The sequence below is a fragment of the Bradyrhizobium sp. NAS96.2 genome, assembly GCF_001908235.1.
Classification (GTDB): domain Bacteria; phylum Pseudomonadota; class Alphaproteobacteria; order Rhizobiales; family Xanthobacteraceae; genus Bradyrhizobium.
On record NZ_LGHK01000176.1, the window covers coordinates 15,297 to 31,083 of the forward strand.

The 15,787-nt window shown below is 64.9% G+C and carries 12 protein-coding genes; 7 read left to right on the top strand and 5 right to left on the bottom strand.

The window, feature by feature from the left end; translation table 11 throughout:
* Nucleotides 1-64: 64 nt before the first annotated feature.
* Together AC628_RS44375 and AC628_RS31330 are read right to left on the bottom strand one after the other, a co-directional pair.
* Entirely contained in the window at nt 65-2,524 is a 2,460-nt protein-coding gene (locus tag AC628_RS44375) for a Nal1-like putative serine protease (protein WP_074130636.1), read from the bottom strand.
* 252 nt (nt 2,525-2,776) lie between these two features.
* On the bottom strand, nt 2,777-3,691 hold the full coding sequence (locus tag AC628_RS31330; RefSeq protein WP_074130637.1) for a LysR family transcriptional regulator: 915 nt from the start codon (nt 3,689-3,691) through the stop codon (nt 2,777-2,779).
* A 127-nt stretch (nt 3,692-3,818) separates the two neighbouring features.
* On the opposite strand from AC628_RS31330, the gene AC628_RS31335 reads away from it, so the two are divergent.
* The 3 genes from AC628_RS31335 to AC628_RS31345 all read left to right on the top strand — a co-directional run bounded on the left by AC628_RS31335 (nt 3,819) and on the right by AC628_RS31345 (nt 6,348).
* The gene (locus AC628_RS31335; RefSeq protein WP_074130638.1) at nt 3,819-4,517 is read left to right on the top strand and encodes a pirin family protein; all 699 of its coding nucleotides are present in this window, start codon (nt 3,819-3,821) and stop codon (nt 4,515-4,517) included.
* Between the two features lie 88 nt (nt 4,518-4,605).
* A complete protein-coding gene (gene wrbA / locus AC628_RS31340) occupies nt 4,606-5,205 on the top strand; it encodes an NAD(P)H:quinone oxidoreductase (protein ID WP_074130639.1) in 600 nt (199 codons plus the stop codon).
* A gap of 195 nt (nt 5,206-5,400) precedes the next feature.
* On the top strand, nt 5,401-6,348 hold the full coding sequence (locus AC628_RS31345; RefSeq protein WP_074130640.1) for a DUF5996 family protein: 948 nt from the start codon (nt 5,401-5,403) through the stop codon (nt 6,346-6,348).
* 63 nt (nt 6,349-6,411) lie between these two features.
* Here AC628_RS31345 and AC628_RS31350 read toward each other — a convergent pair whose 3' ends face one another.
* On the bottom strand, nt 6,412-7,359 hold the full coding sequence (locus AC628_RS31350; protein WP_074130641.1) for a cupin-like domain-containing protein: 948 nt from the start codon (nt 7,357-7,359) through the stop codon (nt 6,412-6,414).
* Between the two features lie 241 nt (nt 7,360-7,600).
* On the opposite strand from AC628_RS31350, the gene AC628_RS31355 reads away from it, so the two are divergent.
* Both AC628_RS31355 and AC628_RS31360 read left to right on the top strand, forming a co-directional pair.
* Nucleotides 7,601-8,710 (top strand): glycoside hydrolase family 5 protein, encoded by a 1,110-nt coding sequence (locus AC628_RS31355; protein WP_074130642.1) that lies wholly within the window; start codon nt 7,601-7,603, stop codon nt 8,708-8,710.
* A gap of 94 nt (nt 8,711-8,804) precedes the next feature.
* A complete protein-coding gene (locus AC628_RS31360; protein WP_245321420.1) occupies nt 8,805-10,307 on the top strand; it encodes a hypothetical protein in 1,503 nt (500 codons plus the stop codon).
* Between the two features lie 60 nt (nt 10,308-10,367).
* Here the strand turns inward: AC628_RS31360 and AC628_RS31365 are convergent, their stop codons facing one another.
* Complete coding sequence (locus AC628_RS31365) at nt 10,368-10,967, bottom strand: 3-keto-disaccharide hydrolase (protein WP_074130643.1); 600 nt, start codon at nt 10,965-10,967, stop codon at nt 10,368-10,370.
* A gap of 219 nt (nt 10,968-11,186) precedes the next feature.
* Between AC628_RS31365 and AC628_RS31370 the strand changes: the two genes are divergently transcribed.
* Nucleotides 11,187-11,657, top strand: a complete 471-nt coding sequence (locus AC628_RS31370; protein WP_245321422.1) for a cupin domain-containing protein — start codon at nt 11,187-11,189, stop codon at nt 11,655-11,657.
* A gap of 70 nt (nt 11,658-11,727) precedes the next feature.
* The gene (locus AC628_RS31375) at nt 11,728-12,069 is read left to right on the top strand and encodes a hypothetical protein (protein WP_050628501.1); all 342 of its coding nucleotides are present in this window, start codon (nt 11,728-11,730) and stop codon (nt 12,067-12,069) included.
* Here AC628_RS31375 and AC628_RS31380 read toward each other — a convergent pair.
* A partial coding sequence (locus tag AC628_RS31380) for a bifunctional diguanylate cyclase/phosphodiesterase (RefSeq protein WP_074130647.1) occupies nt 12,043-15,787 on the bottom strand: 3,745 nt, incomplete at its 5' end. The genes AC628_RS31375 and AC628_RS31380 overlap by 27 nt on opposite strands.

Genomic DNA, 15,787 nt, shown 5'->3' on the forward strand with positions numbered 1-15,787 from the left:
TGCGTTATAGCCGAAGCTCTGCTTCGGCGTTCTAGAGAACGGCCGCCGAAGGCGGCCTTGTTGTCTAGCGCTTGCGCGCCGCCTTACGCGTTTTTGCGAGCGGCCGCTTCCTGGCCGCGCCGCGCTTGGTTGCGGTCTTCTTGCTGGCGGCGGCGCGGCGGACCGGAGCGGCCGCGGCCGGACGCTTGCGCGCCACGGCCTTCGCCACCACCTTCTTGGGCGCTCTCCTCGCCGTAGCCTTGGCCGTATTCTTGGCTGGCTTCTTCGCCGCCTTCTTCACGGCCGGCGGGCGCGCGCGGCGTGCAATTGGCGCACTCCGACGCCGTGCTCCGCCTCCACCGACCGGCACGATGTGGTCGTTGGCATCCAGCGTGAGCTGCTGGAGCGGATACGCCGGCAGGAAGCTCGGATCGTTGTAGAGCTTGCTCAGGCTGCCCTGATCGAACTTGCCGCCCTGCCCGCGATCTTCGCCCGCACCGGCGCGCCAGGCCGCTTCCCAGACTCTCGCAAGCGTCTTGGCGCCGTCCTGCATGCAGGCCGCCGTGGCATCCTTCAGCTTCGACCACATCACGTCGACCTGGCCGCTCCCCATGTGCGAGTTGAACAGATTGACGATCGTCATCGGCGGCAGCCGCTTCACGGTTCGCTGCATCAGCGCGACCACGGCGACGGCGGCATCGCGACCGGTCGGCGTTGCAGCCGGCGCAATCTCCGCGACGTCGCTGGTCTTCGCGTCAGGGATCATCTTGATGAGATCCTTGCCGTGGCGGCCGATCATCGTGGTCTCGTACACGCTGTGCACCTTGGCGTGCTTCTTGTCGTTCGGATCGAGGCCATGATGGAATTGCGAGATGTGCAGCGGCTGGCAGGCATCGCCGATGTAATGCGCGACGATGCCCGCGGCGCAGACGAACTCCAGCTTCTTGTTGGCGGCGGCGTATTCGACCATCTCGTCGAAGATCTGCCAGACCCGGAACGGCAGCGCGCCACGCCGGTCCTCGCCGATCCCGTCGTAATAGTCGTTCCAGACCTTTGGGTCGACGTTGCGCGCGGACTCCGCGCAAAGATCCAGCAGCGTCTTGCCGTCCCTGCCCGGCTTGTCCATGTCGGCGAAATGGTTGCTTTCGTCGGTGTGCCGGGTGAAGCGCCAGACCAGGTCCGCGACGTCGGCCAGCGGCGCGAAGGTGCCGTGCTGATACGGTTTGAGGTCGGCTAGCAGCTTGTCGTCGAGGCCGATATTGTCGGAATTGGCATCCATCATGGCCGAGAGCTTGGGCAGCTTCGCATCGATCAGGCCGGTCGCGTAGGCGCCGATCTTGACGTGTCCCCATTCGCCCCAATACTCGGTATGGCCGGCGTTCCAGTCGCCGATCAGCTCGACATCGAGCTCGCGGCACAGCGTCGCCATGCAGATGCCGAGCGCGACCTGCATCGGAACCTTGCCGCCTGACCCGAACAATTCCTGGCCGCCCCATTCGAGCGCCAGAGGGCTGAGGATGCGTGCGCCGCTGGCATTCTTCGGCGCATCCGGATCGTCGAGAAACCAGACCGTGCCGGAGTCGCCGGGATAGTTGTTGAGCGGCGTGTCACCGTCGCGCGGACCGATCACGAAATCGCTGACATATTCCATGCCGCCGACGGTCTTGTAGCGATAAAACAGGCCGATGATCTTGCCCTTCATCAATCCGCTGGTCGCACCAAAGGCGATCAGCGGCTGGTTGATGATCTCGAGGCGGAAGGTGCCGACATTGAGATCGACGACGTCGCCGACCTGGCCGACGCCGTAGATCTGCGCGGTCCAGCCCTTGACGTCGTCGACGCGGATCAATCCGGCATCGAGATTGGCCACCACGCGCGAGCCGGGCCAGCCGGGATAGACGTCGCTGAAAGCGCGCTTGCCGAGTTGCAGCGCATCGCTGACGCCGAGACGGCGGTCGGTGTTCTTGAAGCCGGCGAAGATCTCGCGTCCGGCCGCGCCGACCACGTGACGGTTGGAGAGTGCGAACACGGTCTCGCCATTGGTGACGAGACAGCCGATCGAGCCGCGATGGATCTTGCCCTGGATCATGGTCTGGACCGGGAAGCCGCCGCCAACCAGGTCGCTCTTGAACACCGGCGGGTCGACGACGCCGGGGCTGCCCTCGTTCGGATCGACCTTGACGACGCAGGTGGGCACGACGCGGCCATCCGGCAGATACAGGAACGGAGGCACCAGCTGGTCCTGCTTCTCCGGATGGTTCTTCAGCTCGGAGCGCTTCATCCAGTCGCGGACGAAGACGAGGATGCAGGGCCACGACCAGTCCTTGACCGACGAATTGAACAGCGTGCGCGGTCCGAGTGCCTGCGGCTTGGAGTGGTGCCGCCGTTCCGTCGCGTTGCGGTCGCTGTCGCGGATCAGATAGCGGCCGATCGCCGTGGCGTAGACCGATTGCAGATGGGCCAGATGCACATGATAGGCCTCACGGGCATCGAGCAGATCCTTCACCGACAATGACGTGAAATCATGCTTGGTCAGATCAATCATCTGGTTCCTCCGAAAATGTGCTGTGCGGCAACAGGTTCGGGATGAAGAGATAGACGATCGCGCCTGCCCACGATCATGGGTTAGTTCACACAATCTATACAATTTAAAAGGGATGACACGAATGTGACGGCGCGCGCGGCCTTTGGCCTCGCCCGCGCGAGCGCTTCCGCAGCGAGCGCTCCGTTATTTTCGCTGCGCGCGGCCCTCTACTTGCGCTGCGCGCGGCCCTCTACTTGCGCTGCGCGCGGCCCTCTACTTGCGCTGCGCGCGGCCCTTGGCGAAATGCTTGGCGAGAAAATCCGCCAGCACCTCGACGCGGGCGGGCCGCGGGCCGCCGGGCGGGGTGACGAGATGCACGGCGCCCTCGGGCTGCTTCCAGCCCTTCAGGATCACCTCGACCTCGCCGCGCGCGATCGCATCGCCGACGATGAAGTCGGGCAGATCGGCGATGCCGAGGCCGGCAATCAGGGCCGGCATTACGGCCTCGCCATTGTTGACGCGCAGCTGGCCGGCCGGACGCACGCTCGCCTGCTCGCCCGACGCGTTGGTGTAGTGCCAGACGCCCTGGGTCGAGAGGTAGGCGTAGCCGAAGCATTTGTGCTCGGCGAGATGCATCGGATGGGTCGGCCGGCCGTAGCGCTTCAGATAGGACGGCGCCGCCACCGTGTAGCGCGGCATGGCGCACAGCCGCCGCGCGATCAGCGAGGAATCCGGCAGCCGCGCGATGCGCAGTCCGGCATCGAAGCCTTCGCCGATCAGATCGACGGTCGCGTCGCTGAGATGCAGGTCGATCGCGACCTCCGGATAGGCCTCCATGAATTCCGGCAGCAGCGGCGCTACGGTCTTGATGCCGAAACTCATCGGCACCGCGAGCCGTACCAGGCCGCGCGGCGTGGTCGATTGCGCCAGCGCCTCGTTCTCGGCGGCCTCGCCGTCGGCCAATAGCCGCGCGGCGCGCTCCGACAATTTCTGGCCGGCATCGGTCAGCGCCAGGCGGCGGGAGGTGCGGTTGAACAGCCGCGCGCCGAGCCGCTCCTCGAGCCGGCTGACCGCCTTCGAAACCGTGGCCTTGGACAGCGAAAGCTCGGTCGCGGCGGCTGCAAACGACCGCAATTCCACGACTTTTGCGAAGATCGCGAGCGCCTCGAAGTCCGGCAGTTTCGACATGGTCAGCTGTCCCCGTCGCTCAATATTAGAAACAATGAGTTTCAATAGTTTCTATTTCTATACCACAGTCGGAGGCATATCCAAGGGGCCAACGAGATCGAAACCAACGCATCGAACGGAGTAAACCATGATCGAACTGAAACCATTCGCAAAGCTGGGCGGTGCCGACCACGGCTGGCTGAAGGCCAAGCACCACTTCTCGTTTGCGAGCTACTACGACCCCGCCAATGTCAGCCACGGCGCGTTGCGGGTGTGGAACGACGACGAGATCGCGCCCAACTCCGGCTTCCCGGCGCATCCGCATGCCAACATGGAGATCATCACCTATGTTCGCGAAGGCGCGATCACGCACCAGGACTCGCTCGGCAACAAGGGACGCACCGAAGCCGGCGACGTGCAGGTGATGAGCGCCGGCAGCGGCATCCGTCACTCCGAGTACAATCTGGAGCCGTCCAAGACCAAGATCTTCCAGATCTGGATCGAGCCGACGACGCAGGGCGGTCAGCCGACCTGGGGATCGAAGCCGTTCCCGAAGTCGAACCGCTCCGGCAAGCTCGTCACTATCGCCTCCGGCATCGACGGCGACGATGACGCGCTGCCGATCCGGGCCAATGCGCGGGTGCTCGCCACCACGCTGAAGGCCGGCGAAAGCGCGGAATACGCCGCCGACAAGGCTCGTCACCTCTATCTGGTGCCGGCGGCCGGCAGCGTCGAGGTCAACGGCGTGCGCGTCAATGCGCGCGACGGCGCCGCGATCCGCGATGAAGCCACGCTGAAGATCACCGCGCTCGAGGATGCCGAGCTCGTGCTGGTCGACGCGGCCTGATCACCTTTCACCCAACATGCGCGGACAGTCGTCCGCGCATGCCCCTCCCCCGAAACATCTCCCCCAATCCAACCCGAAGGAGGCCATCATGGCCAAGGTTCTCGTTCTCTATTACTCCGCCTACGGTCACATCGAAGCGATGGCGAAGGCCGTTGCGGAAGGCGCCCGCGAAGCCGGCGCCAGCGTCGACATCAAGCGCGTGCCTGAGCTCGTGCCGGCCGAAGTCGCGAAAGCCTCGTACTACAAGCTCGACCAGGCCGCGCCGATCGCCACAATCGATGATCTCGCGAACTACGACGCAATCATCGTCGGCACCGGCACCCGCTTCGGCCGCATGGCCTCGCAGATGGCCAACTTCCTCGACCAGGCCGGCGGGCTCTGGGCGAGGGGCGCGCTGAACGGCAAGGTCGGCGCCGCCTTCACCTCGAGCGCGACCCAGCATGGCGGCCAGGAGACGACGCTGTTCTCGATCATCACCAACCTCTTGCATTTCGGCATGACGGTGGTCGGCCTGAACTACGGCTTTGCCGGCCAGATGAAGCTCGACCAGGTCACCGGCGGCGCGCCCTATGGCGCGACCACCATCACCGGCGGCGACGGCAGCCGCCAGCCGAGCGAGAACGAGCTTGCCGGCGCCCGCTATCAGGGCCGCGCGGTCGCGGAGGCCGCCAGGAAACTGCACGGCTGAGCTGCACGGCTAAAGCAGCGCGGCTGAACTTTACGGGTGGGTTTCACGCCTGGCTGAACGGCCACGCGATAGGGCGGCACTCCCTGGCGATTGCCGCCCTGTCTGCTTTTTTGAAAGCGACGGTTCCCGAGATCATCGGGACCATTTTCGTGATATGCCGCAGGACTTCCTGTCGGCGCAGCCTAGAGGTTTGCCATGACCAACACCCAGAAGACCCGCTGGCCGGAACTGCCGACCGCGGCGTGGCGCGACAGCTGTGCCACGCTCCAGCTCTTCACCCAGATCGCCGGCAAGATCCGGCTGGCGAAGTCGCCTTGGCTCAATCACTCCTGGCACGTCACGCTCTATGTCACCGCGCGCGGGCTGACCACCTCGCCGATCCCCGACGGCGACCGCACGTTCCAGATCGACTTCGACTTTGTCGATCACATGCTCCGCATCTCGACCAGCGACGGCACCGAGCGGCAATTCGCGCTGGCCGGCCAATCGGTCGCGAGCTTCTACGCGGCGACCATGACCAATCTGAAGGACCTCGGGATCGACGTCGCCATCGACGAGATCCCGAACGAAGTCACCGACCCGATTCCGTTCTCGCAGGATACGCAGCATGCGTCATATGACGCCGATGCCGTGCGCCGGTTTCACCAGATCCTCGTGAACTGCGATCGCGTGTTCAAGCAATTCCGGACCGGCTTTCTCGGCAAGGCGAGCCCGGTGCATTTCTTCTGGGGCAGCTTTGATCTCGCGGTGACGCGCTTTTCCGGCAGAACGGCACCGCAACATCCCGGCGGCGTGCCGCATTTGCCTGACGCGGTAGCGCACGAGGCCTATTCGCACGAGGTCAGCAGCGCCGGCTTCTGGCCGGGCGGCGGCGCAATCGATTACCCCGCATTCTATTCCTACGCCTATCCGGAACCCGCGGGCTATCGCAGCACGCCGGTACACCCCGATGCGGCATTCTTCAGCGAGGCACTGGGCGAATTCATCCTGCCCTACGACGCCGTGCGGGCGGCCGCAGACCCGGACAAGGTGCTGCTCGAATTCCTGCAATCGAGCTATGAGGCAGCAGCGATCAACGCGAACTGGGACCGTGCTGCGCTGGAATGCGCACCGGGCCAGCCGGGCGTGGTCAGAGCGATCTAGCGCCGATTTCCCAACCGGTGTCGCCAACACCGTCATTCCAGCACCTGCAACCGGCAAGTTCGCTTACGCCGCCGCCAGCGCCGGCTTCGGCAGGTCGACGATCTTGCCGAGATTGCTCTCGTCGAGGCGGAAGTCGATCGCCCGCTGCACGGCGCGCTCGCGCTTCACCCATTTGCCGTCGCGCAGCAGCTTCTGCATGACCTGCTTCGCGAAGAAGATCGGGCCGCGGATGCTGCGGCTACGCGGCGCGTAGCCGAAGCGATGCCGTAGCATGCCGTTGGCAAGATGCAGGATCTGGGCGCGGCGGATGTCGTCGTTCACATAGGAGATCGTCATCGAAATGTTGACGGTGCCGAGGTTCTCGACGCGATGCGGCGCATTGAGCGGCCAGTTCAGCATCTGGCCGGGCTCGAGGTCGATCACCTGCGCATGCCAGTCGTACCAGGGCTCGTAGGGGATATCGACCTCGACGTCGAACAGCGCGATGTTCTCCAGATGCTCGGGCCGGATGAACGGCTGGGTGTTGGGATAAATGTAGACCCGCTTGCGGCCGGCGATCTGGACCAGGCCCTGTCCCGCCATATCCGCATGGTAGTACACCTGCGCATCGGGTGACGAAATCAGGATACCGGCCTGATGGGTCGGCGCGTCGAAGCCGGGAACCTTGACGGCGATCTCGCCGAACATCTGCTCGATCATGTCACGGTAGCGGCGATCGATCGCGGTGACATTGCGCAGGTTCAACCACAGGTCGCCGCGCGAAATCGCCTCGATCACCTGGTTGCCGCGCAGCCTGCCGATCTCGCCCTCGCGCCAGACCCGGCTCGATCCCTTGGCGCCGGTCTTGACCAGGCTGTAATGCTCGCGCGGATAGTGCTCGATCAGTTTCGCGAGATTGTCCATCGAGAACGCTGGCTGCTGGTGCATGGTGTGCTCGAGCCGGATCGGCCGACGGCTCCAGAGCCTGGAATGGTTGTCATCCCAATCCGTGAAGATCCTGCCTGTCGTCATGGTCGCGCTCCTGACAGCTGCGCCATTTCGCTTCAACCGATGTCCCGTTCCGGGACGAGCGGGCTGCTCTTGCGCAGGGATTGGCAAGAACGGTGCCGTCGCGTATGCGCGCGGGGTTACGCAACGCTAATGTCTCGCCGATATGGCTAACTGCGACGTTTCCGGAGCCGGCCGCCGTGGCCGACAGGACCGAATGACTGAACACGTCGCTGCTGCAACATGATCGCGAGTTGATCGTCCAATGGCCCGGCTATCGTCGATCCCCGTCGTTTTCGCCGCCGCATCCATATTGCTGTCCGTCGCCGCGCGGGCCTGCCCTGCCTTGATCGACGGCGTTGCCGCGGACCGGCTCGAGGCCCTGTCACGCGGCGTCAACGCCGACGGCTGGATCGCCGATCCACGGTCGGCGCCGCCGCGCCGCCTGCTGCTCGAGCTGCGCAAGGCCGGCCTGACCCACATCCGGCTGCCGGTGCCTGCCGACTTCATCATGCCGCGCTTCGCCACGCAGGCAGACATCGACGCCCGCCTGAAAACCGTCGATAGCGCGCTCAAGACCCTGCTCGGGCTCGGCTATGTCGTGTCGATCGACCTGCATTCGGGCCGGTACTTCAACGCGCTGCACAAGGACGATCCGCAGGGCGCGATGACCGAAATGAAGAGCGCCTGGCGCGAGCTGGCGCGGATCATCCAGCGCTATCCCTCCGATCGGGTCTTTGCGGAACTCCTGAACGAGCCGGAGGTCGATGCCGCGCAATGGCAAGGCGAAGCCCGGGAGCTGGCCGGCTTCATTCGCCAAATGCTGCCGCAGACCACGCTGATCACGGGCCCGGTCAACTGGCAGCGCGCGGACTCGTTGCCGGGCTTCACGCCGCTCGACGATCCGAACGTCGTCTATGCCATCCACTTCTACGATCCGATGGTGTTCACCCATCAGGCCCATTGGGATCCGAACGAGCCGCTCCACGATGTCATCGGATTGCCCTATCCGGCCCGCGCCGACGATCCCAGGGTCCAACAGCTGCGCGAGCAGCTGACCGCGCTGAACAGGCCCAAGGCGCTCGCGATGGTCGACCGCGCCATCCCCGATCGCGGCATCGACAAATGGCTCGAACCCGCGGCCGCCTGGCAGCGGCAATACTCCCGTCCGATCATCATCAATGAGTTCGGGGTGCTCAAGGCCGGCGCGCCGCGCGACAGCCGGTTGCGCTGGCTCGCCGGCGTCACGGCTTACGCCCGGCAGCAATGCTGGGGCTGGACCCATTGGGAGATGTCACAGGGCTTTGGCCTGGCCGACGCCGTCACCGGCAAGGCCGACCAAGGGGTGCTCAGGGCGCTGCTCGGAACCCGCTAGCGCCGTCTGGTTAACCCGTTTTTACACAATGCGCGGCTAGATCGACGATGCGGTGTGGTGTGCCCACACGTCCGGTCATCTTAGGTCAGAGCCTGTGCAAGCAGAGATAGCCCCGCGGCCGCTGTTGGCCGGCGACTTGCTTCCGGCGCTCGGCATCGCCGTGGCATCGATCGCCTTCGCGCCAATCATGCAGGCGGCCAACCCCGGGCTCGCGATCGTCGTCGAAAGCCTGATCGGCTGCGCCATCGTGCTCGCGGCGCCGGCCTACGCGCCGTCGATCGCCGTCTTCATCATCTTCTTCCAGAACCTGTTCGTCTCGATCCTGTCATCCTACATGACGACCGAGCAGGAGATGGATTTCGTCAAGGGTTACAATTTCCTGATCTGCGCCGTCATGTGGCTGGTGACGCTGGCGCTGTATGTGCTGCGCGAGCGCAAGCATTCAACCGACGTCGACCGGATCATGAAATGGGGGCTGATGACCCTCGCGGTCGTGACGGGGTATTTCCTGCTCGGCGCCACGCAGGATCCGCATGCGGCCCTCGTCTATCTGCGCAACATTGCGTTTCCGATCTTTCTGTTTCAGCTGTCGCTGCTGACCGCCGCCACCTTCGAGATCCGCGTCACGCCGTTCCTGGTGGCCGTCGCCGCTCTGCTGATCGTCTGCGGATATGTCGAACTGATGTTCCGCGATTTCTGGCTCACCATCACCAATGGCTACACGTTCTGGCACTTCGACGAGTTGAAGGCGACCCGCTCCGGAGCCTGGGAGGCCGAGATGCGCCAAACCGGCAACGTCCCGGTGGATCTGATCGACCGCTTCCGCTTCAGTTTTCTCAACAGCCCGCTGTTCGAGGACCTCGGTCTTTCGTCGATGATGCGCATCTTTGGACCGAACATGAGCCCGATCAGCTTCGGCTACGGGATCGCCTTCTCCATCCTGCTCCTGGTCGCGGTCGGATATCGCTGGCTGGCGCTGGCCGCGATCCCGCTGCTGATCTGCTGCAGCGTCAAGGGCGCGCTCATCCTGGTGATCTTCGTAGCCCTGGCCTGGACGGCAACCTGGCTGTTCGGTGCGACCATCACACTTGCCATCGCGCTGGTCGGGCTAGTGGGCTACGCGATCGCGGCGATCTATATCGGACTCCAGATCGGCGACTTTCACGTGATCGGCTTCATGGGCGGATGGGATGGCTTCCGGCATAACCCGATCGGCCGCGGGCTCGGCGTCGGCGGCAATCTGTCCGAAGGCTACTTCTCGATCGACTGGAACGCCGCGCAGGCGGCCGGCACCATGGACGGCGCGGTCGAAAGCGCGGTCGGCGTGCTGCTCTACCAGATGGGCATCGGCGCACTGGTGCCGCTCGGCTTTTTCTTTGCGATGGCGCTGAAGGCCTGGCGTCTCTACGCCTCGTCCGGAATTCTCATCCAAGGGCTCGCCGCGTTCGGCACGATGGTCGTGCTGGTGAACGGCATCTTCCAGGAGGAGGCGCTGTTTGCGCCGCCGGCGCTCGGGCTATTGCTGTGCCTGACCGGGCTCGTGATCGGCCATCATTTGCGCACGCAAGGCGACGATCCAAAGACGGCCGGCCGATAGCGCACGCGACACCGCAAAGCCCGGCCGCGCCGCGACCGGGCTCCTCTCGACCTTGCGCGGTCAGAGCGGCTTGATCTGCACCTTGCGGAACTTGACCACGCCCGAACCATACTGGAGCGCGATGTAGCCGCTGGCGTGCTTGGAGTCCTGCGCATCGACGGTCTTCTGGCCGTTCAGCGTCACGACGAAATGCGGTCCCTGCGCCGTGATCTCGTAGACGTTCCACTTGCCGGCCGCCTTCGGCATCGGATCGACCTTGCCGACGTCGACGATCGCGCCGGTGCCGTAGGTCGGGTCCGGCCGCTTGTCGAAGATGTTGACCTCGTAGCAGACCTTGGAATCGATCGTCTTGTTGCTTTCGCAGCGGATGAAGACGCCGCTATTGGCGTCCTCGTCGGTCCAGAACTCGGCGCGGATCTGGAAGTCCTTGTATTGGGTCTTGCTGACGAGATAGGAGAGATCCTTGCCGTCGAGCTTGTCGGCGACCAGCGCGCCGTCCTTCATGGCCCAATTGGCCTTGCCGACCTCGTCCCAGTCGCCCTTTTTGGTGCTGTCGAGCAGCGTGACCCAGCCGTCGTCCCCCGATGCGCTGGTGGGGAATTGCAGCGCGGCCGCACCGATCACAAGTCCCGCCGCAAGTATCGACAGATGCTTCTTCAAGGTTATCCTCCCGTCTTTTGGTTGGCGCGCAACCTATCATTGTCTGCAGCGGCGTAAATGCGTTTTTGATATTGCAACCGCGTTGTGTCACGGAGCTTTGTCGCAATCTTGAGGTCAGACATGCGTGGACGCGTCTTGTCCGGCGGAAGCGAGAGCGACTAGCATCATGCGACATACGGGCGCAGCCGTTGCCCGAACGAATTGAACTCGGAGGATACGATGGCGGCGTCGAACCGGTCCTGGCGATACCTGATGATGCCGCTGGTGTTTGCCGGCACGCTGAGCGTCAGCTCCGCGGCCGAGCTCAATCCGGCCGCCGTCACCTACAAGCTGCCCGACCAGATTCCCTGGAGCCCGGTCGACGCGCGCGGCGCGCAGAACGCCGTCGTGGTCGGTGATCCGTCGAAGCCCGGCTTCTACATGGTCTACACCAAATGGACCAAGGGCAATCACTTCAGCCGGCCGCACTTCCATCCCAACGATCGCTACATCGTCGTGCTGAAGGGCACCTGGTGGGTGGGCTCGGGTCCGAAATTCGATCCCGACCATGGCACGGTGGCGATGCCGGCCGGAAGCTTCGTCACCCATTTCGGCAAGCAGGTGCACTGGGACGGCGCCAAAGACGAGGATGCCGTGCTGCTGATCATGGGCGAAGGCCCGGCTACCGCGACGGAAGTGGAGCAGAAATAGCCGGAGGCGGATGGCTGCGTTGCGCGCGGTGGGGGCGATGCTATCATCTCGGCCCAACGAAGGGCCTCCAATGCATCCCGCCGCCAAGCTGCAATTTGCCCGCATTGCCGACGAGTTCGCGCGCTGGCGTGCCATCCCGGAGCCGGAACGGCCGCCGGCGCCGGCGTGGTGGTGGGGACCGGCGTTCGAGCTGCGCGACGCCGTCGGCCCGCTGCCATCGAACTGGTGCCGTCAGCTCCGCCTGCCTGACGGCGCGAGTTTTGCCGACGGCACCCGCGTGCTGCGCCAGACGCTGGCCGGCCAGACCATGCTGCCCTGGCCCTACGATTTCTCGCGCAAGGTCGCATCCACCGATTCCGACGTCCGCGACCTGCCGGTGCAGCCGTCAGACGACAGCGCGTTTCCGCCCTAGATCCGGCCCGGCCTCGCTGATCGCCCCACCGTCCAGCGACGGCTGCAACGGCGGCGAGGTCAGCACCGGCGATGTCTTCAACAGCTCGGCAAGGTCGCGCGGCGGCAGCGGCCTGGAGAACAGGAAGCCCTGCATCTCGTCGCAGGCATGCGCGCGCAGGAACTCCTGCTGCTCGGAGGTCTCGACGCCTTCGGCCACGATGGTCATGCCGAGCGCCTTGCCCATGCTGATGATCGCCTGCGCGATCGCGACGTCCTCGGAATCATCGGGCAGGTCGCGCACGAAGGAGCGATCGATCTTGATCGTGTCGATCGGGAACTGCTTCATCAGCGACATCGACGAATAGCCGGTGCCGAAATCGTCGATCGCGAGGCGAATGCCGCGGTTCTGGATCGCGTCAAGCACGCGGACCGCCCGCGTCACATTGCGCATCACCATGCTTTCGGTGACCTCGAGCTGCAGCAGCGCCGGCGACATGCTGCTCGCCGCCAGCGCCTCGTCGATGTCGTCGAGCAAATGCGGATCGCCGAACTGCCGCGGCGAAAGGTTGACCGCCATGGTCACCGCCTTGAGGCCGCGGTGCTGCCACGCCATGTTCTGCGCGCAGGCTTCCTTCAGCACCCAGCGGCCGATCGGCACGATCAGACCGATCTCCTCGGCGAGCGGGATGAACTGCCCCGGCGAGACCTTGCCGAGCTCGGGATGGGTCCAGCGCAGCAACGCTTCGACGCCGCTGATCTGTCCGCTCGCCATGTCGACCTTGGGTTGATAGTCGAGCGAGAACTGCTCGCGTTCCAGCGCGCGGCGCAGCGCGCTTTCCATGGTCAGACGCTCGATCGACTGCGCCCTGACTTCGTTGGAGAAGAAGCGGAAGCCGTTCTTGCCGTCCTCCTTCGCAAGATACATCGCCATGTCGGCGTTCTTGGTGAGCGTCTGCACGTCGGAGCCGTCGGTGGGATACATCGCAATCCCGATCGAGGCCGTGGTGTGGCACTCGTGCCCGCTGATCGTCAGCGGATGGCTCAACGAAACCAGCAGATCGCCGGCAATGCGCTCGACGTCGGCCCGCTCGGCGGTTTCCTCCAGGATGACCACGAACTCGTCGCCGCCGAGCCGCGCCACCACGTCGCTCGCGCGCAGCGATCCGCGCAACCGCTCGGCGATCGCCACCAGCAGCATGTCGCCGGCGTCGTGACCGAGCGAATCGTTGATGATCTTGAAGCGGTCGAGATCGATGAACAGCACCGCGACCTGCAGGCGATGGCGATCCGCCGCCGAGATTGCGTGACGCAGCATCTCGTTGAACGTCTCGCGGTTCGGCAGGTTGGTCAGGCTGTCGTGCGAGGCAAGGTATTCGATGCGCTCGTCAGCCTTGTGCTTCTCGTCGGCGCGATCGAAGCTTTCGAGCGCGAATGCCAGATTGTCGGCGAGGCGCTGCAACAGCTCGGCGAACTCAGGTGTGAACGTGTCCTTCTCGGTCGCGACGAAGATCATGACACCGACCACCTGCCCGCTGACGATCAGCGGGAACGAGGCGCCGGACTTAGTCCCGTCGAGACGGGCCCGCTCATGGAAAGCGGCGGTCTCGGCATCGGCAAAATAGTCGTTGATGATGCAGGCCTTGCCCGACCGGAACGCCCTGCCGCAGGCGCCGCGCCCCTCCGGGTGCGCCTCGTTGACCGAGAGCGTCACCTGGCTCGCGCCCTCCGCTGCAGGGCCCGCGATCGCGACAATGCGGAGATAATCGCTGCCGCCCTGCGCCATCGCGATGGTGGTCGACGTGAACTTGCCGCCGGTCGCTGCCGCCTCGCTGACCAGTTGATACAATTCAGTGCGGGACTTCGCCCGCATGATCGCCTCATTGGTCGCACTCAGCGCCGCGAACATCCGCGACAGCCGCTCCTTCTGCTCGTCGGCCCGCGCCTTCTCGTCAGCGCGGTCGAAATTGGCGAGCGCAAACGACACGTTCTCGGCGAGCCGCTGCAACAGCGCCATCATCTCCGGACTGAAGGTGCCGAATTCACTGGAGAGGAACACCAGCGCGCCGATCGCCTCGCCGTTCTTGAGCAGCGGCAGGGCCGCGCCGGACTTGCTGCCGCTGTCGCGAACGACCGGATAGACATGCGATTCAGGACCGAAGTCGCTGAGATAATCGTTGCTGATGCAGGGCCTGCGGGTACGGATCGCAACGCCGGTCAGCGTCTGTCCCTCCGGACGCGTCGCATCAGCCGACAGCTGGACTTCGCGGGCCCGTACCCGGTCGGGGCCGGAAGCCGCTACATTATCCAGGAAGACCTCGCCCGGGCGCACCAGGCGGATCGTGGCCGAGATGAACTGACCGCCGACCGCGGCGGCATCGCAGACCAGATCGAACAGCTCGCTGCGGGATTTCGCCCGCATGATCGCTTCGTTGGTCGCGCTCAGCGCCGCGAACATCCGCCTCAGCCGCTCCTTCTGCTCCTCGGTGCGCGCCTTCTCGTCGGCGCGATCGAAGCTGCCGAGCGCATAGGAGACGTTGTCGGCGAGCCGTTGCAGGAGCTCGGCGAACTCGGCCGAGAAGGTGTTGCGCTTGGCGGAGATGAACAGCATCACGCCGACCGGCTCGTCGTCGACGATCAGCGGAAATGCCGCGCCCGACCGCGCATCCTCGCGGTCGATAACGTCACGGAACGGGCTGTTGGCGACATCGCCCATCAAATCGTTGTTGATGCAGGCCCGCCGGGAACGGAACGCCCTGCCGCAGACGCCGCGTCCTTCGGGCCGCGCCTCGCTGCGCGAAACGTTGAGGCGGCGTGCATTCTCGGCGGTTGGACCTGCGACCGCCATCATCTCCATGAAATCGTCGCCGGGTTTTGCGATCAGGATGCTTGTGGAGTTGAACCCGCCGCCATGCGCCGCCGCGGCGCAGACCAGCTCGAACATCTCGAGCCGCGACCGCGCCCGCATGATCGCCTCGTTGGTCGCGCTCAGCGCCGCGAACATCCGCGACAGCCGCTCGCGTTCGGCGTCGGCCCTCGCCTTTTCGGTGGCGCGGCCGAATGTGTCGAGCGCAACCGAGACGTTCTCGGCGATGCCCGCCAGCAGCGCGATGATCTCTTCGTCGCGGGCCCAGGAATTGCCGGTGAAGAAGATCAGGACGCCGATGCTCCTGCCGAACCGGGTGAGCGGCAGCGCGACGCAGGCCATCAGGCCGCTGCCACCGGCCTGCTTCTGAGAGGGGCTCGCCGATATCGGGATATCGTGCTCGACGCACGGTCGTTGGGTGCGGAACGCCTCGCCGCAGATCCCCTTGCCGTAGAGATTGTCCGGATCGGTCGAGAAGCGCGTCTGCGTGATCAGGTCGATCGCCTCGCCGGTGCCGGCGACGGGCTCCAGCCAGTGCGTGTCGGGCTCGGCCAGCAGCACCACCGTGGCGAAGGATTTTCCGCTGAACACCGCGGCATCGCAGACCCGCTGATAGAGATCATGCTCGGTCTTGGCGCGAAGGATGGCCTCATTGGTTGCGCTGATGGCGCCGAACATGCGGTTCAGCCGGCGCATCGCCCGCTCGCCGCTCTTGCGTGACGCCTCATGGTCGAAATTGTCCAGCGCGTAGGACACGTTCGCCGCCATACGCGCCAGCAGCGATACGATCTCCTCACCGAGCGAGTCGACCTCACGCCGGGTCACCATGAAGACGCCGACACTGCGCCCGCCACAGACCAGCGGCATCGCCGCC

Excerpts from the sequence above, each read along its gene's own strand:
- wrbA (WP_074130639.1), top strand. The coding sequence starts at position 4,606 with ATGGCCAAGGTTCTCGTTCTCTATTACTCCGCCTACGGTCACATCGAA.
- AC628_RS44375 (WP_074130636.1), bottom strand. The coding sequence starts at position 2,524 with ATGATTGATCTGACCAAGCATGATTTCACGTCATTGTCGGTGAAGGAT.
- AC628_RS31370 (WP_245321422.1), top strand. The coding sequence starts at position 11,187 with ATGGCGGCGTCGAACCGGTCCTGGCGATACCTGATGATGCCGCTGGTG.
- AC628_RS31355 (WP_074130642.1), top strand. The coding sequence starts at position 7,601 with ATGGCCCGGCTATCGTCGATCCCCGTCGTTTTCGCCGCCGCATCCATA.
- AC628_RS31345 (WP_074130640.1), top strand. The coding sequence starts at position 5,401 with ATGACCAACACCCAGAAGACCCGCTGGCCGGAACTGCCGACCGCGGCG.
- AC628_RS31335 (WP_074130638.1), top strand. The coding sequence starts at position 3,819 with ATGATCGAACTGAAACCATTCGCAAAGCTGGGCGGTGCCGACCACGGC.
- AC628_RS31350 (WP_074130641.1), bottom strand. The coding sequence starts at position 7,359 with ATGACGACAGGCAGGATCTTCACGGATTGGGATGACAACCATTCCAGG.
- AC628_RS31375 (WP_050628501.1), top strand. The coding sequence starts at position 11,728 with ATGCATCCCGCCGCCAAGCTGCAATTTGCCCGCATTGCCGACGAGTTC.
- AC628_RS31330 (WP_074130637.1), bottom strand. The coding sequence starts at position 3,691 with ATGTCGAAACTGCCGGACTTCGAGGCGCTCGCGATCTTCGCAAAAGTC.